Raw genomic sequence first — 18787 nt, forward strand, 5'->3', positions numbered from 1 at the left:
AACAGGTTGGCAACGCAATCCTGCGTAGGTTCGGGGATTATGGCCAAACACGACACACACATCGATCGCGCCAGCGGAACAAAGCCTGCTTACCTGTATGCGGGCTTCAGCTCGCAAGGGCAGCGCGACGGGCATAGCAGCGAACGTCAACTTACCTATGGTCGCAATTACGCCGACCAGAACGGTTGGGCAGTCGTTGAGGAACTGACAGACGAGGCGAAGAGCGCGTTTAAGGGCGCGAATCGAGAAGAGGGTTCGGCGCTCCACGCTTTCGAGCAGAAGGCTCGCGAAGGGCATTTCCAAAATGGTGCAGTCTTGGTCTGCGAGAACGTGGATCGGTTATCCCGTCAGGGAGCCAAGGCAGCAGCAAAGTTGATTTGGGCGCTCAATGACGCCGGGGTCGATGTTGCGACGTATCACGATGGGCACCTCTATAAATCAGGCGTCGACACCGACATGATGGACCTGTTCAGCGTCATCATCAAGGCGTCGGTCGCGCACGAGGAAAGCGTTAAAAAATCGAAGCGGTCGAATGCCGGTTGGTCGCGTATTCACACCGCAATCGCCAACGGGGATAAGACCGCATACAGCAGGCAGTGCCCTTCATGGCTTGATATCAAGGATGGCCTTTACGTTGCGAACGAGCATCGAGCAGCAATCGTTCGGCAGATATTCGATTGGTATGTGAACGGGATCGGGAGCCTCACGATCATCGACCGTTTGAACGCCATGGGCGAGAAAAGCTGGTCCATCGAAAAGCGGTATAAGGACACGAAGCACTGGACGCCTCGCTACTTACATAAGCTGCTGACCAGTCCGGCGGTTATGGGCGAGTATGTGACGCTTCGAGGCGAGGTACTATCGACGGATTATTATCCGCAGATTATCGACGCTGACACATTCCACAAGGCATTGGCAGTTCGCAAGGATCGGACAACGCTTGGTGGGGACGAGCGTAAACGCGCACAGAACCTGTTGTCAGGCATCACCAAATGCGGGCATTGCGGCTACGGCGCGGTCATCCAGCGGCGCACCATGACCAATAAATCCAAGCCGCCGCGCCACTATTCCTGGCTGCGCTGCAATGATGCGCGATACAAGGAAAATGCCTGCACTAACGGCACGGTAATTCACTATTCTGTTGTTGAACGAACCGTGTTGGATGAGATGCTTCCGCTTATTGCGGAGAACCGAAACATTAGCAGTGCGCTTGCTACGTTCGACCGCCAGATTGCAGAGGCGCAGCACAAGCTGGACGCTCAACAGAAGCAGTTGGACAATATCATTGAGGCCATTACGGAGGGGATCGCACCGAAGGCGCTCAAAGCGCGGTCAGCGAAGGTAGAGGACGAAATTGAAATCCTGACGGTCGAAATAGCCGACCTTAGGCGACAACGCGGTGTCCAAGCCGCGAAGCCTGACAAATCCACTGACACTCGCGCAATCGACTTGCTGCGCGATCAACTTGAAAGTGAGGATGAGGAAGTCCGTTTCGATGCACGGACCCGAACCAATGTCGCGCTTCGTCGCCTCATCGAGAAGATCGAAATCTATTCCAACGGCACCTTCAAAATCGGGTTGGGCGGCGGGGCATGGTACATGTTCGATGAAACAGGGACGATGCTGGAAGGCGCGTGGGAACCCTGCGATCCTATAGCGGGCTGAGGAAATAAAGTTAGTTATCTAAGCCCATTGGCATGTTGCAAAGATGGCACATCGAAACATTCTTATCATTTTGGTGTAATTTGTAGGTTGCCCATTAATTCTCGGGCGCTATTCAGCGCGCCGGGTCGCACAAGATTTTGTGCAATTAAATTAGGGGGTTATTTTGAAGAAAGTTCTGTTCGCAGCCGTCGCTTTGGCCGCTGTCTCCGCTCCTGCTTATGCTCAGGAAGAATCGAACTTCGGCGGCGCAAAAGTGGGCGCTTTGGTCGGTTATGACAAGGTCCGTCTCAGCTTGGATGGCGAGCATGGTTCCAAGGATGGGTTTCTTTACGGCCTAACCGCTGGCTATGATTTCGATCTTGGCACGGCTGTCATTGGTCTCGAAGGCGAAATCTCGGACTCCACCACGAAAGAGCGCGAAACCGATCTTCTGGAAGTTGGTGATGCAGCCTCGCTTCGTGCTGGGCGTGACCTCTACATCGGTGCTCGCGTTGGCTTCCCGGTGTCTCCCACCGTCATGATTTACGCCAAGGGCGGCTACACCAATGCCCGCTTCAAGGCGAAGTATGACGATGGCGTTGACGTCTATAGCGCTGGCAAGAATCTGGACGGCTATCGGGTTGGCGCTGGCGTCGAGTTCTCGGTTGCCAAGTCGTTTGCTCGCGTTGAATATCGCTACAGCGACTATGGCAGTGTCGAAATCGATGACTTCGACACGGGCATCAAAGCGAAGCGCCATCAGGTTGCAGTGACCGGCGGCTTCCGCTTCTAAAAATTGTCCAGGCGATCACAGTCTGCCTGGAGTCCTCACTAGGGCAGGAGATTAATCTCCTGCCCTTTTTTGTGCTTGAATGTTCATCATAGCGGCAATGTCATTTGCCGGGTGTCGTGGATCGTTGGTGGACGTTCCATAGCAACGATGATCGACTGCGCTAACTCGACGGCAGCTTGCTCGCGCAGACGTTCGTTAGGAGCCGTGAGCGCGACACGCGCCCATGCGGGAGCGTGGAGGAGGGTCTGGGCGAGCCAAAGAGAATCAGGCTGGGTCATGTGCGGAAAATGGAACAAACAAGGAACATGGGCAAGAGGCTTGCGACGAAGGGAGACGCTGTTAGTGGTTACGGGGGCGTAAGGGGGACATGTCTGATGATGCGGCGAAGCAAATATGATCTCGCGGTCGAAAAGGGCTTTAACGTTCCTCGCCCTTTGTTGGTCGACTTCTGCTTTCCGCAATCATTCAGCCGTATGGACTTCGAGGCGAAGCTGCGGACAAGAAGGACCAGCGCGACCGCCAAAGCGTTCGTTGTCTCGATCATCTATGCAGCGGTGCTGGCGTTCATTGGCGCGTCGACTCTCGCTCCTGATGCGCTTGACAATCCGTGGGATAACAAGTTCGGGCTATTTTCCTTTTTCGCGCTCCCGTTTTGGATCATCTACTCGATTGTCAAATGGCGGGCACACAATGCGCTCGACAATGATGAGGAAGTTCGACGGCTTGCCGCCTACGACTCAGCAAGGGCTGCTTGGGAGGCTGAATGTAATGACTGGATGGAAAGCCAGCTAGAGACTGGTCTCGTCTATTGGCAGGAAAAGCGCGGTGTCGCTTTTGAACATGCCCTCATGCGGTTGCTCCAGAAGCGCGGATGCGAAGTTGAAACGACAAAGGTGACGGGCGACGGTGGTGTTGACCTCATCGTGAAGATGGGCAGCACCGTGATGTGGTGTCAGTGCAAGGGACATGCGAAGCCCATCTCCGTTGCGGCGATCCGTGAAATTGCCGGTGTTTGTAGCCGCGCCGTTGCTCAACCGGCCATCTTTGCTGTAAATGGTTTTACGAAGCCCGCACAGGATACGGCAAAGGAACTCGGCGTCCAGATATTCGACGCTCATCACATTGTGGCGCTCGCTCATCGGTCCACTTTGACCGATGTTCCTGAGAGTGCGCCGAAGACTGTTTATAGAAGCTATTAAGCCGAGTGACTTACTTATGGTAAAGCCCGCCGGGTAAGCGACGGGCTTTATATCATCGGTCTCGGTTCAGAAATGCAATCCATTCCTCACAACCAGCTAACCAAGCAGCAATCGCCTGCGCGCAAGGATCATCGCTTTCCTGAAGTGCATCTGCATCGCCGGTCATAATCTTAAGCTGTTCTTCGGCTGACATCGGGGTGGGCTGGAGTTCGATCATCACAGCACCTCCCTTATCCACATGCGAACGTTGGTTCGAACCAGCGCAGCTTCCTCCATGAATTCACGCGAGAGCAGCTTGCCAGAGCGATGTTCGATCTGACCGGCACGCAAACGAAGCAAGTAGGTAGGCATGTAGGAGCCGTCGGTCAGTCCCCCGCATTCAAGGGCTTCGATGGCGAGAGAGGCCATGCGGATCGTATCGCTCTCATAGAGCGGCTCATTAAGGCCGATTGCGAAGCCCCAGCAATCCACGCGCTTTTTGCCGCCCTTGCTCGTTCGATCTGTCGCAAATGTTGGGATGGCATAATAGTCCAGGCTCATCTCATCGAGGTGGAACTGAACAGCCTCTTTGCTGCTGGCTTCATATTCAACATAGAGCAGCGTGGTTCTAAGATGGTCAGCAGACGAATGACCATCATCCCAATCTGAGAAGCTGAAATAATCTGTGCGGCCCTTAGAAAGCTGGTTCTCTTGAACCGCATCCAAGACATCAAACATTGTGTAGGGGATCGCATCATGTGCATTACGTGGCGCGATGATGACATTCTCAGGCTTGGCAGTCGAGGTAGCCTTGATGAACTGAGTGAGAGTAAGGTCGATCATAGTGTAACTCCGGTTAGTTGCTTTCCAGAGCTATTTACCCGATCAGCGTCAGAAACAGGGTCTTATGAATAATGACATAAGGACCGTGTGGCTATATAGTTAAATACGAGGCAAGTAAGGCTTTCCAATATTTACTTGTGGCTTAGATGGTGTTCGATTGCCTAACTCCGCAATCGGACATCAACCTTCGAGACTGTCGTGCCAGTCGCCCCTACTGTCGATCAAATCGCACATCGCTTCCCAATCGGGTGCAACAGCGTGCTCGTTCTTTGTGTAGCTGGGAAAGATGCCTCGCGCCGCATTCTCGGCAATCATGAGGCCGCGACTAATAGCTCTGCTGGTGAGAATTTTTAGAGCGTGGCGATCCTCTATGTCCCCTTCGCCTTCGAAGCGAGAACTGTAAGTTGAACTGAGTTCAGCGATCGAGCCAATCTGATACAGTTTCAATTCAGGAAATTGTGCCTTTACCAGAAGGCATTTCATATATCGAAATAGGCTGTTCGTATCTCGCTTTCTGCCATGTAATCCATATTTCGGCGGTTGAGGCGTGAGGTAGCTCAGCTTCTCCTTATACGGTGCGAGCGCATGTTCAAGATGCTGAGCCATCTGAGCCTTAGTTAGGCTAAGTGGGATCGCCACTATCGCACTAGGTTGTTGCCCCTGCTTGCTCCACCTTTCATTGATGTATTCTGCGCCCCTCATGAGCAGAGTTTCGAGCTGTGCTGGATTCTCCCGAAACAGTACGTCGATAACTCCGACCCTTGGCTGCTCGCCTTGGTATCCGAAAAACCTAAAGCCTTTATCCAGCCACCAATCGTCAAACGTGATCCTTTGAATGTCGCCGAGATCGTCAAAGACGGCGAGCACGTCAGCGAAGTCGGCAGGCAGTCGCGCCTGATCTGAGTCTGTCAGTGTACCGGCGCGGTGCTTTCGGGCCAATTCATAGCTGGGGCTGAAGACCAGAAATTCGAACCAAAGCCTGCAATACACAACCTCATTGATCGTCACCCAGCGCTCGCCGTTGCGGAGATATTTGCGACGCTCAAGGTTCATTTCAGGCATAAAGGTTATCTCGTTTCGTAAGAAATGATCTTGATAATCACGTATCAGGACAACTCACGCTTATCAATTCCTCACCACGAAGCAACGACGCCTCGTTGGAAAAAAGGAGTTGAAGATATGACTGACGTAAATGTGACTGCGAACACCAAAATTGATGCCAATGTCGAAGCCGGTGCCGCCTATGAACAAAGCCTTGCAGATGTTCGGACCGAACTCGGTAAAGCCCAAGGAACCTACAAGAAGCTGCGTGGCCATCGCGCACTTGGAACTGTAGTTGCTACCAGCTTCAAGGGCGGCATGATGTTCCTGAAGTCAAGTGCGGATGTTCAGGCACTCATTCTGTCACAGCATCAGGTGAATATGAATGGCGAGGTTAATCGCTTCTCGCCTTGGATCGCCGCTTCTTGTGGTGAAGAAGACCTCAACGGCGAGAAGGTTCAGGCCATTGATGGGAAGGAATATCCCAAGTGGGTGCCTGACGCGAACATGAAGCGTTACTTCCACACCATGGAAGGCTTGGTTGCTGCCGGCTTCGATGAGAGCAGTGACATCACGTCAATGGTTGACTGGATTATGAAGCAGGGTGGGTCGCAGTCTATCGTCAAGAATCGGCAGAAGGCAGCTAATGAAGCCAGCAAGCCTGATCGTGAGAAGAAGGAAAAAGCAGCACGCGAACTTTATCTCAAGGATGGTCCTTGTGCGGCTATCGATATTGACACGAATGCGATCAAGCTGGGAGACGTGAAGCAGTTTTTCACGCTGTTGGTCGAAAAAGGCGAAGGTGGTTCGTTCATCGTTCGCGGTGTCGGTGAAACGGATGCTTCGGCCAAACTGAAGAAGTTGGCTGAGACCGCCTATCCTCAGTTGAAGCTAGAAGCTGATGCTTACGAGAAGGCACTTGCTACTGTCCGCGCCGAACAAAATGGCATCGCGTCTGGCACGGTCAACATGCCGTCGGGAATGAAGAATGCGAAGGCTGCCAAGCAGCCCGTCGAGCAGAACTAATAGCTCTGGGGTGGTCAAGGTGGCCACCCCATATGAAAGGACAATCGATTATGATCACTGAACTTCATCGCGCGGCTGCACGTCATGCCCTCATCCCCCTCAACAATGATCATGAATTTTATCACAAGGCTGATGTGCTCAGGCGAACATTTCCTCAGTCTGTTCTGGACGCAATCAAGTCCGAAAAAGCGGAGGCCGATCAATATAATAAGGATGCCGACGAGGCCGGTGGGGCGATACTGACACCGGAAGCAGGTGCCTATTGGGAAGAGGTCCAACTACTCATTAAACGCGGGAAAGCTGCTCAGGCGCGAGGCGACAAGCAGGCTGAGAAGGAAATCAGCATGGCGTCGGAGCGACTTCTTGAAGCATTTGATGAGCGGGTGCCCAATCACGATAAGCCCAAATTCATTCGTCTGGACCCTCAGCGCCACAGGGACACATGGGACGACAGGTGGAAATACATCGAATTTCCTGCGCCCTTGTTGAACGAAAATTCGGCATCGGCCCATCGAATTCCTTCAACAAACAACTACGCCCAGCGGTCAGTGCTGGCTGCTCTCGGTCAACCGCAAGTCGATGAGGCTATATTGACCAAGGTTCGCGAGCAGGGCGTGAAGCTGAGAAAGAAGATGCTAGAACTCAGGGGAGAGGCGACCCTGAAAGCTATTCAAAAGTTGGACAAGCAGTTCACCAGCCCCAAAGAGCGGAAAAAGCGGTCTGAGAGGCGCGAAGAGATTCACGCTCAGATGGGGCAGGGTGTAAAACGGCCAGAGCTAACAGCGATGGAAGAGCTGTTTGATATGGCCCGTCCTGTGCATTCCGAGCACGAGCCCGAAGTTGAGCCGGATCGCGAAGACGGCGATCTGGAGGCTCTTCGCGAACAATGGATACGCGAGAATGGTTCTGACTATCTCTGAATGACAGCGATGAAGGGGCTTGCGGGTTTGCCATCTGCGAGCCCCGCGTCTGCCCAGCCGCTTTTCCTCGGCGCAGCCATAACCCCTCCCATTCTGTCCTGAGCGAAGCGAAGGCACAAGCGCAGCGTTGGCTGTCCGCAGGACAAATGGCGGCGTCGCAGACGATAGTTCTGGCGAAGCAGCCAGAACAAGTAATTCAGGGAAATCACGCCAGGACGTGAACGACGGCTTTGGTGGCTACGCGACTGAGCGGAGACGCCAAAGGCGGCGAGAACGCCTAGGCGTCAAGCTCTGGTATTATGATATGGATAGCTCTTTGTATGCGATACATATCTACTATCGTAGATATGGCTCTTATAAAATGCTGTTCATGTCGTAATGCCGGAGCGCCGTTATCTGTTTATGGGTCTTATAAAATTCCGACCAGAACATCACTTTTATATCGCCCCTCAAAGTCAACCTGTTGTATAAATAAAACTGTGAACACAGGGTCCAAAAGCTGTTGTTCATGACAGCGGATCTGAGGTTCACCCCTTTACAGAACAGAACACAGACCCGCTTGTGCCCTGGACCCGCACAAGCGGGTTTTGTTATGTAAAGGAGAAGAGCCAAATGGCCACCATGAACCAAATTCGTGAAGACGTTCTAGAACTACTCTGGACGCACTACTGCCGAACAGTTGCTTACCAGAAGAAGCAAAACGACATCAAGGTAAAGATGACCTTCGCTGAGTATCTAAGTCTCTGGTCGACTACCCGCATCAACAGCATGACGGTCCGCATTGATCGCGGCCCCGCTTCAATCCGATACTACATGACCAACAATGTTCGCCCTGTTTGTAGCTGGGTGAACAAGGAGGCGATGGTTCGGGGCGGCGTAATGACCGTGGAGATGGCAAAAATCAGAAGTGCCGAAGAGAGCAAGAGGTTGTTTCAGTTCTCTGCCGGTGACAAACATTCAGAAGCATCGAAGAAGCGTATTGGTGAAAGTAAACGTGGCAAGAAGCAGACGCCCGAGCAGATTGCCAAACGCACAGCTTCCAGATTGGCAACAATGGCTCGGAAGAAGGCTGAAAAGGAATCGGCAGCCGTCAACAGATAACTACTCCTGAGAACAGAATATGAGGAGGGGAGTATGACACAGCAGGAGTTAGAGGATTTTCTGGCGAAGGGTGGCAGGATCACCAAAGTTTCAACAGCCGTGAGAGAGCCAAGCAAACCTAGGCGACCGCATTCAAGCCGCTGGGCGAAAGCGAACGCATTCAAGTCAGGCGGTTGGTTGTCGTAAGCCGCAGCACTTCCTCATATGGCTTCGATCCGCTCGACATCGAGCAAATCGAAACCCGATCTTTTTCCGACAACGCGAACCCGCTTGCCGATCAGCTTGCGGGATCGCCATGCTGTCCAGAAGCCAACATCCAAGCGCCAGCGACCACCTTCATCACGCCTCAGCGACCAGTTGCCGCTAGTCTCGTTCAGCCACCCGGTTTCGTCGTGATGTGAGCCGTAGGGCACGTTAACTAAGCGCCCACAATCTGCTGCGATCCTTCATAAAATTTGCGCCTTCATTCTTGAACGATGGAAATCCCGTCGTAATAGTCGCGACCGTAGTCACTGCTGCGGTGAGGTAATGGATACAGATAAAATCCATCACCCGCATGCTCAATGATCTGATCAGCGACGGCCTGAAACGCAATCAAAGATTCTTCGTCATAGCCCACAGGGGATACAGAGATTTCAATCCCGTCGACCTTAACAACGTAGCCGGGGCCGCCTTCAATTAGGCTTTGTAAAAATGGCGTCATACAGCCTCCTTGCTCCTGTGCTAACGGCTGCCCTATCTAACGAAATGGCATCTCCACGGCAACGATTACTCTGATCTTTCGCCGTTCTTGCGATCTTCGACATGTGCTCGCCAGCGATAGACCAAGAAGGCGAAACTAGCGGTAGTTAAAAGCAATGAGAAAATCGGCGCGATTAGCTGCGCCCATGATGAGAGAAACACGACAGCCGAATAAATGGCGAAGCCCGCATCCTTGAAAAAGCCATCATACAACAGGCCGTGCATGTTTGCGATATGCTCACGCATCGGTTTGGCCTCCGGTCGGAACGAGGGCCCCGATGACCGCGACAGCGATGAAGGCATAGGACCAAGGAGGGGACAGCGCAGCAGCGCCAGTTACCCCGACGCCCACAGCAACCCACGTAGAGCGTTCATTCAATCTGGCACGTAAGTAAGCGAGAGTAGCGTCGACGCGCTGTAGCGGGGCTCTAAGGGCATCAGTGATAGTAAACATTAGCGTGCGACCTCCGGCAAAGTGTGTCAGCTATTTACTCGCTGGAGGCTGTCTTAGATTTGCTGGTAGACGCCGTTCGCTGCGTCGATGAGGACCACTCGCAATGGATTATAGGCACCCAGAGCGTAAGGCGTGTTCACCCCGGCATAGTTGATCTGGCCTCCAGTAGGTGGATAGACGTTGATTGCGTTTCCGGTGCCGTTGAAGATGCTGAACTCCGTTCCAAGGGTCATGTTCGCAGGCAGGATGATGCCCTTGTTCGACGCATCGGAACTACCGACATGGAAAACTGACTTTGAAATCAGCGTGGCCGTCCCTGCGGTTGTGCCGGTCGCGCTCTGGAATGCGACAGTGGGCAAGCGCACATAGTTGGTGTCGATTGGCCTGTTCGATAAGTCATTGTAGCTGTTGCTGGTCGCTACTGCGCCCAGACCAGTGATCGTGCTGGCCGCTTGCGTTCCCGTATGGGTTGATCGGTCGCGTAGCTGGGCATCTGTTGCATTCGCCGTCGCGCTTGTCGCCACACCATCCAGCTTGGTCTTGTCTGTCGAGGACATGAGCCCTGCAACCGATGTGGTCGCGTTCGCGGGCTTGCCGGTCAGGTCGTCATAATCCCCACTGGTCGCAACATCGGCAAGGCCGGTGATAGTGCTGGCTGATTGTGTTCCAGTATGCGTGGATCGGTCGCGGAGCGCGGCATTGCTGGCATTGGCTGTTGCGCCGGTTTCCACGGAATCGAGTTTCGATTTGTCAGTCGCGGATAGCAAGCCAGCTACAGCCGAGGTCGCGTTGCCAATCCAGCTTTTAATCTGCGCCACTGTCATCTTGTAATTGAAACCAGACTTCAAGATCGGGAAAGTCTCTGTTCCATCTACACTTAGAACTAAAGTTAGTTCGGATATTTTCTTTGTCGCCATGGCGCCTCCTTTGTTAGAGTTATTTACTCAAAGGCGAGGGCGTCTCCGGCTTCCGTGGTCAGCACAACTTGATCGGCAAACTCCATTTCGATTGGGGGCATGACTACCGGCTTGTCGAACGCCAGCACTTCTCCAGTTTCGAGGGTGACAAATGTTTCCTCCTCAAACTCCATCTCATCTGGCGCGGCAACGGTAGATGGCTGCGCTCGCAATTTCTGATCTTCGACGGTGATGCATGAGGATAGCGCCCTGATAATTTCGCCCACCCAGAAGCCGTAGAACATGCGCGTCGATGGGCTTGGGGAGAAGCTGCCCTTCATGTCGCCGCTTTTGCAGAACAGCGCGTGGAGATAGCTGAGGCTGCGTTCGCGGGCTTCGACAATGTCCGCCGTCGAATGTCCGGCTTCGATCAGTGCCGACAGGGCATTGATATGCAATGCGGCAATGTGCGGCTCATCATAGGATGCGATTGGCAGTGACGATCCATCCTGAGCAAACAGCGTCGGCGGCTTGTTCACATTGTCACGCAAGAACTGGACAAGGAACGCCGCATAGTCATCGACCACCTCATAAAGCGCGGCAGGGATCGCATTGCCGTCCCGTTGCATCTGTAGGAGCAGGCTGGCAGCGCCATTAAAGGATCGCGCTTGGAAGCCGCCCCAATAGGTGTTCGGGTCAGGCCCGGTGGCGGAAAAGCCTTCTGCTTGCCCATAGGCAATGTTGTCCCACTTGGGCCAGATATAGACTTGGGAGAAAGGGCCGCGCAGTCCGCTCTTCGCCTCATAATCGTCCTGGCTGTCCCTGTAGAAGTCCAAGACCTGGCTGGCATGATCCAGCTTGCCGAGCATCGCCCAGACAGAGGGATATTGATAGGCGACATAGGGCGTGCCGCGCCAGAATTTCGTGCCTTCCTTGCCCGCTTTGTCAGTGGTGAACGGTACGACGCCGGGGCTGTATTTGTAGGCAATGGGCAGATTGTTCGAGACGTAAATGTCCCCGAACCTTGCCGTGATCGCGCTGCCGGTCTTCATTTTGATCTTCATTTCCGTCAGCATGGCTTCTGGAAGATCGAAGGTCGTCGGCTCATCGCCATAGCAGTAAATGTCGAGGGATGCTGGCCCGGTTTCAGGGATTGGGGCAAGGCTGAAGCTGTTAAAGCTAGTGCCGGTCGGAAACGTGCTTGGCGTCCTCCCCGTGTTGTTCTGATAGGGCCATGGCGTGAGATCCCCGGCGGCGAGCGTATATTGGCCCCACGCACCCGTTGCCGCTGCGAGTTCTTTCCCCCAAATCCAGCCATCGGCATCCTGAATCGTGATAGCGCAGCGGCCGGAAATGACGCGGTAGGTAAGGGCGTCTAGCCCGATCGATGCCGGTGAAGCGTTCCAGAAGCCTATGACGCAATACGCTTCCGGTGATGGCAGGGATATGCTGGCATAGCCGACCAACCGATCATCAACATAGCCCATCTTCTTCGTCGCCACGGCACCGCTGTTCGGTAAGAGCGCCGCCTGATCGATGGTGAGATAGCTGGAGCCGTCCAGCTTCTTTTTCCGGTAAAAGGACTTGAGCTTGAACTCACGAAGGGGAACCGAACTCAGGCTGTCATCGGCAAGCAGCACTTGGCTGAATGTTTGTGGCTCTGCGCCGAGTTCAGGGCTGACAGTGATGGTTAGATCGCAGAAGGTGTTGGGGCTGTTCAACAGCATTTCGCAGTTCAGGACCGTTTCCGGCGTCACGCGATTGAAGACGCCCGTTTGTGCGATCTCAAGTTCCGCCACATCGCTGCCAGTTTCCGCATATTTCATGATCGTGCTGTAGCCGCGATCCACGCCCACATAGGCGGTTCGAGTGGTGTTGCTCAGGGAGTAATATGAAATACCGTGTTTGAAGGGCTTTGAGGTCGTCAGGTTCCTCTTGAAATAATGGGTTTCCGGCTCGAGCGTTGTTGCCGCATCAAGGGAGTAGGCCGCCGAGTTGAAGGCGCGCAGATAATCCGTGTCGCCGGTATTGTCGTACATCGCCTTGAACAGTTCGATGTGCCAAAGTTCAACGTCCATGGCGCTCGCGCACTCGCCATAGCCCAGTTTGCGCCACATGGGCCAAGCGTCGAAGCCAGCATTGCGAGCGATGGTTGCCCCTGTTCGTGCGGCAGAGACAACTTTGAGTTGCCCGGTAAACGAATCTACCAGCTTGATCTTGCCCGCTGTCTCACCAGCTTGGATGCCGAGTTCAACGCCATTGGCATCCATCTTCATCAACCGGCTGTCGATGAAATAATCCACCGCATATCTGTCGCCGGTATCGGGAAGCAGATCGGCGAAGACGTTTTTCCAAAGCAGCTTGCCGCTTTCAACGGGGCCATAGGCGAAATAGACGCGGGCCGTCTGCTCACCAAAGTTGGGAGCGCCATGCGGGATGAAGCCGATACCATCCTCAAAATTGACAACAAGGTCGAAGGAACCGGACTGCTGATAATCTCGCGTATCGACCGGCCCTAGCACCTTGAACGGGTATTTGCCGTTGATGACCCAATGATGCCGCCATTCCCCTACGGAGATCGGCAGGGAATAGGCCGGAAAATAGTTTTCCAGATAGGCATCGGTGAACTTGATCGCGCGTTCCTTGAATACCGGGATGCCCGTCGCTTCATAGGCCCGGATATAGCCCAGCGCGAGCAGCACTTGGCTTTCGCTGGTTGCCGCGTTGCTGGGCAGATAGCTGCCGCGCCCGCTTTCATAATGGAGCGAGTTGTTGACCACCCCGGCATTATTGACGAGGTAATTTGCATCTTCGCCCACGGCGGCGTCGCCTGTGTATCGCTCCACAAAATTATGGAGGCTGATAATCATGCTGATGATGTCGTTGGAGAATGGCCCGCTCATGCGCTGAACGCCACCCCGGCGAAAATGCCGAACCATGTCAGCCCGCCGTCGATGCTCGATAGGTCGATAATGTCCGTGTAACCCGGCGTCACCGACAAGATCGGCTCGCGCTGCTGGTTCCAAGCGATGTTCGGAGGCCAGATAACGTCACGACCGCCGGTCCCGTCCTGCGTGAGATATAGGCGCAAGCGATGCTCATGAAGGGGGTCTGTGGTTGTTGTGCCCACGGTGAGTGTCAGGCTTGCGGCGTTCAACGTGATATGCGCTGTTGCCCCTGCCAGGGCATCTACGAACAGGTTTGAGGACGATGGCGTGATGCGCTGGATGATGACCTGGGTGATGTCCCTCAGTTTGGCAGGGCAGGCAGCAAGCTGGGTAAAGCCGGTGGAATCGGACAGGGGATAATAGCCATCGCCATTGGGACCGCCGTTGATCGTGCCGGTCATCCATTCACGAAACTGCGCTTCGCGAGAATTCCATGCGTCGAGCAATTCCGACATTTTGTTGGTGAGTTCGGCGCGGCTAGGCGACAACTCCGCGTCAACGGTTGCTTCAAGCGTCGATAGATCGGTATCAAGCTGTTCGAGTGTTCTGGACATATGTTACTTATCCGACCAGCATCGTATCGAACAGCCCCGATATGAGCGCGATGGAAGACGTCTTGATGATGGAAGCTTTGTTCATCCTCTTTTGGGCAACGATCGTCGCAAATGTTGTGTGCGGGTCGGCGGAAATATGTTACCGCTTGACTATCGTCAGACCTGTCCTGAGCACTGACGGCTGAGAGACACTCGCGCTCCCGCTCTAAAGCTGGAGGTGCGTCATGCCTGAAAGGGAAAAGCACGAGTTCTTACCCTATTCTAAGGAGAACTTGCGTATCATCCTCGATCGTTCGCAGAGATTGAGAGAACGTAGCAGGGAACTAATTCGAAAAGGAGCATCTTTGCGAGACCATTCGTGTAAATAGCTCTTGGTCTACTCAGGACCATTCTTGCAGATAGCCTCGTCGATCAGTAGATTGTCATCGAGAATAGGTTACGACTGTTCGCCGTCACGGTCGTCTCAGCAGCGAATATGATATCGACGGTATAGGTACCCGCTGCCAGAGCGAGGGCACCGCTCATCGACACGCTGTCCGCCGTCTTCTCACCGCCAGTAGCGAACACAATCGATCCGTTGATACGCAGGCGCAGGTTCCATGTCTTATCACCGTCGGGGAAGCCCTGCGCGATTGCGGCCTGAGCAAAGATCGTTCCCGGTCCTGCCAGTGTGATCGATTGCGAGAGGATCGTGTGCCAATTGCTTGTTCCCGTCCCGCTGACCGGTGACGTCGCAGAGATGGAAGTGGGGTTCGCTACCGTGCCGCTTGTGCCGACTTTCAGGGTATCCACCTCGACATTCGTCATGCGGATCACGCCATCGGCGTAGATAAAGGGCTGAATCGGCGTTCCATCGTTTGGATCGATCAGCCTGAGAACGTCGGCCACAATCGCGAACTCACCGACCGTCCCATCATTGGTGTTCACCGTGCCGGTGACATGCCCATCGACATTGATTTGAAGAACGGACTTAGCCGTCACGCCATCACTGCCGATCAGAATTTCATTAAGGTTGATGATCAAGGCTTCGTGCGCGCTTGTCGCCGCGCTGAGTTCGGTCAGGCTCGCTGCCAAGGTTTTGCCGGGCTGGCTCTGGACCGTCTCGGCATCCAAGATGAACGCTGTCCCATCAGAGCTTTTAGCGCCGAGCAGATCGAGCGTGGAATTGATCGCTGCAATGTCGGTCTGCCGCTGGGTGCGCTCATTGAGGACGAACGTGCCAACCGCCTGTCCCTCGACAAAGGTGCGGGCATCATAGACGGCCTCCATGTTATCGACCCTGAACGTCTGCTCCAACATGGAATCGGCATTGAATTCCAGATCGGCCAGAACCTCGCTGACCGGACGAGCGCCCACGAATGTTCCCTCTGGCGCACCCCTTGTCGCATTGTCCTCTGGCTTCGTGCCATTGGGATCGGTCACGCTGTCCCACGAGATGCGGGAACGCTGGAGCATCTGATAGAGGGTGATCCTGTCCGTGCTGAACTCGCTGCCATTGGCCACGACAGCCTCAATCACAAGCGCGGAAACGCCATTCGATCTACAGAGGTCATCGAACAGAGGTGCGTCAATGGCGATGCTATTGGCGTTTGCTGAACTGCTGATCGTGCCTGCGGTCAAAAGGGCAGCAGACGTGCCCTCTGCGATGATCGTATTGTCGACCTTCTTGAGACGCCATTGCGTGGTAGCGGTCAGGTTATGCTTCGTGACCGTCAAAGTTGTGGTTTGCGCCACCGGATTGTTGTTGGCGTCGTAGGCGTAGAAGAAATGGGTTGTTGCCAGTTCAATATATTTGCTTGATCCGTCTACAGCGTGAGCTTTCGCAATGGTGAACGTGCGGTAGATGTCATAGCCATTATAGTAGGCACGGAATGTCGCATTGGCATTGTCGTTTTCAACAGTCGTAACGCGATATTCGCCGGTCGTACCGTCAATGGAAACGGAGCATCCTTCCTGATACGCAACATCGTAGGCAGCGCCATTGCCAATTGTCACGTCGACACCGTTGTCGTGGATTTTGAACTGGCCGCTGAACGTATCGAGGGAGGTCATGTGTCACCTGCTGCTGGAACTCCCAATATTTATGTGACGTTGCCAGCAGCATCGGATGGGAAGGAAACATACTCATTGGTGAGATAGCCCACGACCGCTGACGCATAGCTGTCTCTGGCGCTATCCACCTGAGTTTCCGTCCAGCTTCCCCACAGGCCGCTGAACATGAGGAAGCGCGCCCTGATGACATGGTTCACGCCACCAGCAATTGCGGAGAAGGAGAATATCTCCGCTTCATGGCTGAACCTGTCCGTAGCGGTCCGCCATATGTCCCCATTCTGCTCGCGAACCTCAATCTGGATGGCCTGTACGCCAGCGTCGGGTGCGATCCAGCTAACGTCGATCTGGCTGACCTGCGCGCCGTTGCTGTTGGTGATCGTGCGCGTGGATGCGGTCAGACCCTCAACGCCAATGTTCTCATAGGGGTCATAGGCGGGCACCTTCACGACTGGCGGAAGGTCTTTCGTCTCGTCGTCATCCCACGCATAGATTTGGGCTGCTTCCTCTTGGAGTGTCATGCTGAAAGCAAGATCGACGGTCTCGCTCTGGCTGATCACGCGAAACAGCTTGCCGTTCGAAACCCATCCAAGTTCGGGGACGACCATTCGCACCAGCGAGCCGACCTGGACCGCGAATGCTTTGGGGCCGAACACCGATGAGAATGTCGCGGTGTATTTGTTCCTGACAAGGTTCTGCTTGGCGATACGCTGCGCTTGTTCGTACCGCGTGACAGCAGCGAAATCGAAGCTGGCGGGGCGCGGGATATTGTCCTCAAGCGGAGCAATCTCAATCTGCCCCCAATCGTTCAACTGGTAGAGGTTTTGCGGATCAGGGAAGCGGCCACGGGCAATGTTGAAGGTATCTTTGAGCGACAGGTTATCCGGCGTGTAATCATACTGACCGAGCAGATCGTCCCTGGTGAACGTGATGGTCGGGCCGTTCAGATCGTCATAGCCGCCGATGAGCTGATACATGCCAGCGGTATCGACGAGCTTCGCCGTTCCCATGCTGACGCTGATGATGTTGATGTTCGTTTCGTGCGTATCCGCGGTGCTGAGCAGGCAATCGCACAAGTAGCGATTGACCGTGGTTCCGGCGTTCGTCGTAACAGGCTCCTCGCACATATTGGCGTAGGTCATGAAATTGCCAAGGTCGATGCGATCTACAGGAACGCCCATGCCCCAAGCGAGACGACCATTGATCCTCCAGCCAATTAGGTATGTGAGCAGGATCAGGGCGGGATTGCGGCCAATATCCTCCGAGCCGCTGATGAACGACCATGTATCCTGATTATTGGCGCGATGCGAACCAACGCCGCCGACCGTGCTATCTAGGCGAGGATCATAGACAGGGCATCCGTCAACGATTGTGGTAATGCGAGTGGGAAGGCCGTCTGGGTAATTGTCCGTGCTGAGACGGAAAATCATCTTGAGATAGGCGCAGCCGGTGAAGGATGCCGTGTCCTTCCAAAAATCGCCGCTGCCGAACTTCTCCGCGTTCTCCGTATCGCCTTCTTCAATCGCGCCGATGACCAGCCCGCCCTTGTCATCATACTTGCCGGTGGTGCTTCCGTTGAGGTAGGAAAGTTCGTCCTCCAGATAGACCCGCGATATGTTGTGGACGCGATGGCTTGCCAAAGCGATGATCCGGTGAAGGTAATCGCCCTTCTTCAAGATGGTCATCTTGGGTTGCTGCCCCCAAAAGCCGCTTTTCGGATTGCTCGCAACGAGTTCGGTCAGATAGTCCCAGCTGTCGCGCTTCACCTTTTCATGGAAGCGTTCATCCGCACCAGCTGCGGTTCTACCAAAGACGATCTTTCGCGGGGCCGTGGGGTCTGTTGTGATGTTGGAGCTGAGAGCAGAACCAAATGACTTTGGTTTGCCCATGATCATTCTGGACGCCAGCGACATGCCAAGGCCAACAATCATGCCTGCGGCTACTTTGGCCGCGATGGCTGTGAAGCTGGTTCCTGCTGCCGCAAGCGCACCAGTTCCGCCGAAGGCGCTAAACAGTGCTGGCGCGAGATAACTAAAAGCCACCATCGCGACCACGGCCAGCGCCACGACCGCAACGAACTTTATGATTTTGCCCATTCAATACCCCACTTGTTGTGAGGTATTTATTTTGCGGCTGCGCCCTGCTTGGCTTACCGGCGCAGCTATTGCGCGCTAGCATTCAAAAAGGGGTGGGCTGGAAACGACCAGTTGCAGACATTCATGATCTAACGCTCACTTGGGAGCAGCCAACAAATTATTATTACGGGTTGGGAACGATCAGTGAAGTTGCGAGTTAAGGATCGGCAGGCTTCGCCTGTGTTGCGACCACTTAACCCCGCTCGCCTTCGCAATCGAGCGGGGCTTTTTTGCTTTATCCCAGCTAACCGCAGGCGGTCGGGCCATATGCGATTACTTAAGGAGAACCACGCCTATTTTGTCGCCATTTCTATGACGCATTATACAATGGGTGGGGTCATGCTGATCGATGGAATGGAGGATCGCCTCAGCATTCCGGTAAGACACAGGCGACCAAAAAGGCGGCGATGTGAAAGAGATCTCCAGATTTTGAGCAGCGGCACGTTTCAGTACCGACCGCAATA

The 18787-nt window shown here is 54.3% G+C and carries 18 protein-coding genes; 6 read left to right on the plus strand and 12 right to left on the minus strand.

Annotated features, from left to right (window positions below):
- The first annotated feature begins 39 nt into the window (after nucleotides 1-39).
- Together A0J57_RS26120 and A0J57_RS20010 are read left to right on the plus strand one after the other, a co-directional pair.
- Entirely contained in the window at nucleotides 40-1665 is a 1626-nt protein-coding gene (locus A0J57_RS26120) for a recombinase family protein (protein ID WP_153017855.1), read from the plus strand.
- A 163-nt stretch (nucleotides 1666-1828) separates the two neighbouring features.
- On the plus strand, nucleotides 1829-2437 hold the full coding sequence (locus A0J57_RS20010; RefSeq protein WP_064232709.1) for an outer membrane protein: 609 nt from the start codon (nucleotides 1829-1831) through the stop codon (nucleotides 2435-2437).
- Between the two features lie 86 nt (nucleotides 2438-2523).
- Here the strand turns inward: A0J57_RS20010 and A0J57_RS27305 are convergent, their stop codons facing one another.
- Nucleotides 2524-2715 (minus strand): DUF6771 family protein, encoded by a 192-nt coding sequence (locus A0J57_RS27305; protein WP_076605800.1) that lies wholly within the window; start codon nucleotides 2713-2715, stop codon nucleotides 2524-2526.
- A gap of 96 nt (nucleotides 2716-2811) precedes the next feature.
- Here A0J57_RS27305 and A0J57_RS20015 point away from each other — a divergent pair, with 96 nt between their 5' ends.
- Nucleotides 2812-3636, plus strand: a complete 825-nt coding sequence (locus tag A0J57_RS20015; RefSeq protein WP_076722167.1) for a restriction endonuclease — start codon at nucleotides 2812-2814, stop codon at nucleotides 3634-3636.
- 52 nt (nucleotides 3637-3688) lie between these two features.
- Here A0J57_RS20015 and A0J57_RS26420 read toward each other — a convergent pair whose 3' ends face one another.
- The 3 genes from A0J57_RS26420 to A0J57_RS20025 all read right to left on the minus strand — a co-directional run bounded on the left by A0J57_RS26420 (nucleotide 3689) and on the right by A0J57_RS20025 (nucleotide 5520).
- Nucleotides 3689-3853, minus strand: coding sequence for a hypothetical protein (locus A0J57_RS26420; RefSeq protein WP_158298531.1), 165 nt, complete (start codon nucleotides 3851-3853; stop codon nucleotides 3689-3691).
- Nucleotides 3853-4458 carry a hypothetical protein gene (locus A0J57_RS20020; RefSeq protein WP_061939007.1) on the minus strand — a complete coding sequence of 202 codons (606 nt, stop codon included), beginning with the start codon at nucleotides 4456-4458 and terminating at the stop codon, nucleotides 3853-3855. The genes A0J57_RS26420 and A0J57_RS20020 overlap by 1 nt, the downstream gene beginning before the upstream one ends.
- 180 nt (nucleotides 4459-4638) lie before the next feature.
- Nucleotides 4639-5520, minus strand: coding sequence for a hypothetical protein (locus A0J57_RS20025; RefSeq protein ID WP_061939009.1), 882 nt, complete (start codon nucleotides 5518-5520; stop codon nucleotides 4639-4641).
- A gap of 117 nt (nucleotides 5521-5637) precedes the next feature.
- Between A0J57_RS20025 and A0J57_RS20030 the strand changes: the two genes are divergently transcribed.
- From A0J57_RS20030 to A0J57_RS20040, 3 genes are all read left to right on the plus strand, one after another.
- The gene (locus A0J57_RS20030; RefSeq protein WP_061939012.1) at nucleotides 5638-6525 is read left to right on the plus strand and encodes a hypothetical protein; all 888 of its coding nucleotides are present in this window, start codon (nucleotides 5638-5640) and stop codon (nucleotides 6523-6525) included.
- Between the two features lie 50 nt (nucleotides 6526-6575).
- Complete coding sequence (locus A0J57_RS20035) at nucleotides 6576-7445, plus strand: hypothetical protein (protein WP_061939014.1); 870 nt, start codon at nucleotides 6576-6578, stop codon at nucleotides 7443-7445.
- 612 nt (nucleotides 7446-8057) lie between these two features.
- The gene (locus A0J57_RS20040; RefSeq protein ID WP_061939017.1) at nucleotides 8058-8546 is read left to right on the plus strand and encodes a hypothetical protein; all 489 of its coding nucleotides are present in this window, start codon (nucleotides 8058-8060) and stop codon (nucleotides 8544-8546) included.
- Nucleotides 8547-8746: 200 nt separating this feature from the next.
- Here the strand turns inward: A0J57_RS20040 and A0J57_RS27000 are convergent, their stop codons facing one another.
- From A0J57_RS27000 to A0J57_RS20080, 8 genes are all read right to left on the minus strand, one after another.
- Complete coding sequence (locus A0J57_RS27000) at nucleotides 8747-8959, minus strand: DUF5818 domain-containing protein (RefSeq protein WP_061939019.1); 213 nt, start codon at nucleotides 8957-8959, stop codon at nucleotides 8747-8749.
- A gap of 50 nt (nucleotides 8960-9009) precedes the next feature.
- Nucleotides 9010-9249, minus strand: a complete 240-nt coding sequence (locus A0J57_RS20050; RefSeq protein WP_062017360.1) for a hypothetical protein — start codon at nucleotides 9247-9249, stop codon at nucleotides 9010-9012.
- 65 nt (nucleotides 9250-9314) lie between these two features.
- Nucleotides 9315-9533: a hypothetical protein gene (locus A0J57_RS20055; protein WP_061939020.1), complete on the minus strand. Its 219-nt coding sequence runs from the start codon at nucleotides 9531-9533 to the stop codon at nucleotides 9315-9317.
- Nucleotides 9534-9794: 261 nt separating this feature from the next.
- On the minus strand, nucleotides 9795-10658 hold the full coding sequence (locus A0J57_RS26680; protein WP_061939023.1) for a hypothetical protein: 864 nt from the start codon (nucleotides 10656-10658) through the stop codon (nucleotides 9795-9797).
- Nucleotides 10659-10681: 23 nt separating this feature from the next.
- Nucleotides 10682-13540 carry a hypothetical protein gene (locus A0J57_RS20065; RefSeq protein WP_235600920.1) on the minus strand — a complete coding sequence of 953 codons (2859 nt, stop codon included), beginning with the start codon at nucleotides 13538-13540 and terminating at the stop codon, nucleotides 10682-10684.
- A complete protein-coding gene (locus A0J57_RS20070; RefSeq protein ID WP_062017363.1) occupies nucleotides 13537-14139 on the minus strand; it encodes a hypothetical protein in 603 nt (200 codons plus the stop codon). The genes A0J57_RS20065 and A0J57_RS20070 overlap by 4 nt, the downstream gene beginning before the upstream one ends.
- 411 nt (nucleotides 14140-14550) lie before the next feature.
- Nucleotides 14551-16191, minus strand: a complete 1641-nt coding sequence (locus A0J57_RS27005; protein WP_235600921.1) for a hypothetical protein — start codon at nucleotides 16189-16191, stop codon at nucleotides 14551-14553.
- Nucleotides 16192-16220: 29 nt separating this feature from the next.
- Entirely contained in the window at nucleotides 16221-18284 is a 2064-nt protein-coding gene (locus tag A0J57_RS20080) for a hypothetical protein (protein WP_061939028.1), read from the minus strand.
- Between the last annotated feature and the right edge of the window lie 503 nt (nucleotides 18285-18787).

The organism is Sphingobium sp. 22B, from assembly GCF_001580035.1.
GTDB classification, from domain to species: Bacteria; Pseudomonadota; Alphaproteobacteria; order Sphingomonadales; family Sphingomonadaceae; genus Sphingobium; species Sphingobium fuliginis.

Excerpts from the sequence above, each read along its gene's own strand:
- A0J57_RS26120 (WP_153017855.1), top strand. The coding sequence starts at position 40 with ATGGCCAAACACGACACACACATCGATCGCGCCAGCGGAACAAAGCCT.
- A0J57_RS27305 (WP_076605800.1), bottom strand. The coding sequence starts at position 2,715 with ATGACCCAGCCTGATTCTCTTTGGCTCGCCCAGACCCTCCTCCACGCT.
- A0J57_RS20015 (WP_076722167.1), top strand. The coding sequence starts at position 2,812 with ATGATGCGGCGAAGCAAATATGATCTCGCGGTCGAAAAGGGCTTTAAC.
- A0J57_RS26420 (WP_158298531.1), bottom strand. The coding sequence starts at position 3,853 with ATGATCGAACTCCAGCCCACCCCGATGTCAGCCGAAGAACAGCTTAAG.
- A0J57_RS20020 (WP_061939007.1), bottom strand. The coding sequence starts at position 4,458 with ATGATCGACCTTACTCTCACTCAGTTCATCAAGGCTACCTCGACTGCC.
- A0J57_RS20025 (WP_061939009.1), bottom strand. The coding sequence starts at position 5,520 with ATGCCTGAAATGAACCTTGAGCGTCGCAAATATCTCCGCAACGGCGAG.
- A0J57_RS20030 (WP_061939012.1), top strand. The coding sequence starts at position 5,638 with ATGACTGACGTAAATGTGACTGCGAACACCAAAATTGATGCCAATGTC.
- A0J57_RS20035 (WP_061939014.1), top strand. The coding sequence starts at position 6,576 with ATGATCACTGAACTTCATCGCGCGGCTGCACGTCATGCCCTCATCCCC.
- A0J57_RS20040 (WP_061939017.1), top strand. The coding sequence starts at position 8,058 with ATGGCCACCATGAACCAAATTCGTGAAGACGTTCTAGAACTACTCTGG.
- A0J57_RS20050 (WP_062017360.1), bottom strand. The coding sequence starts at position 9,249 with ATGACGCCATTTTTACAAAGCCTAATTGAAGGCGGCCCCGGCTACGTT.
- A0J57_RS20055 (WP_061939020.1), bottom strand. The coding sequence starts at position 9,533 with ATGCGTGAGCATATCGCAAACATGCACGGCCTGTTGTATGATGGCTTT.
- A0J57_RS26680 (WP_061939023.1), bottom strand. The coding sequence starts at position 10,658 with ATGGCGACAAAGAAAATATCCGAACTAACTTTAGTTCTAAGTGTAGAT.
- A0J57_RS20065 (WP_235600920.1), bottom strand. The coding sequence starts at position 13,540 with ATGAGCGGGCCATTCTCCAACGACATCATCAGCATGATTATCAGCCTC.
- A0J57_RS20070 (WP_062017363.1), bottom strand. The coding sequence starts at position 14,139 with ATGTCCAGAACACTCGAACAGCTTGATACCGATCTATCGACGCTTGAA.
- A0J57_RS27005 (WP_235600921.1), bottom strand. The coding sequence starts at position 16,191 with ATGACCTCCCTCGATACGTTCAGCGGCCAGTTCAAAATCCACGACAAC.
- A0J57_RS20080 (WP_061939028.1), bottom strand. The coding sequence starts at position 18,284 with ATGGGCAAAATCATAAAGTTCGTTGCGGTCGTGGCGCTGGCCGTGGTC.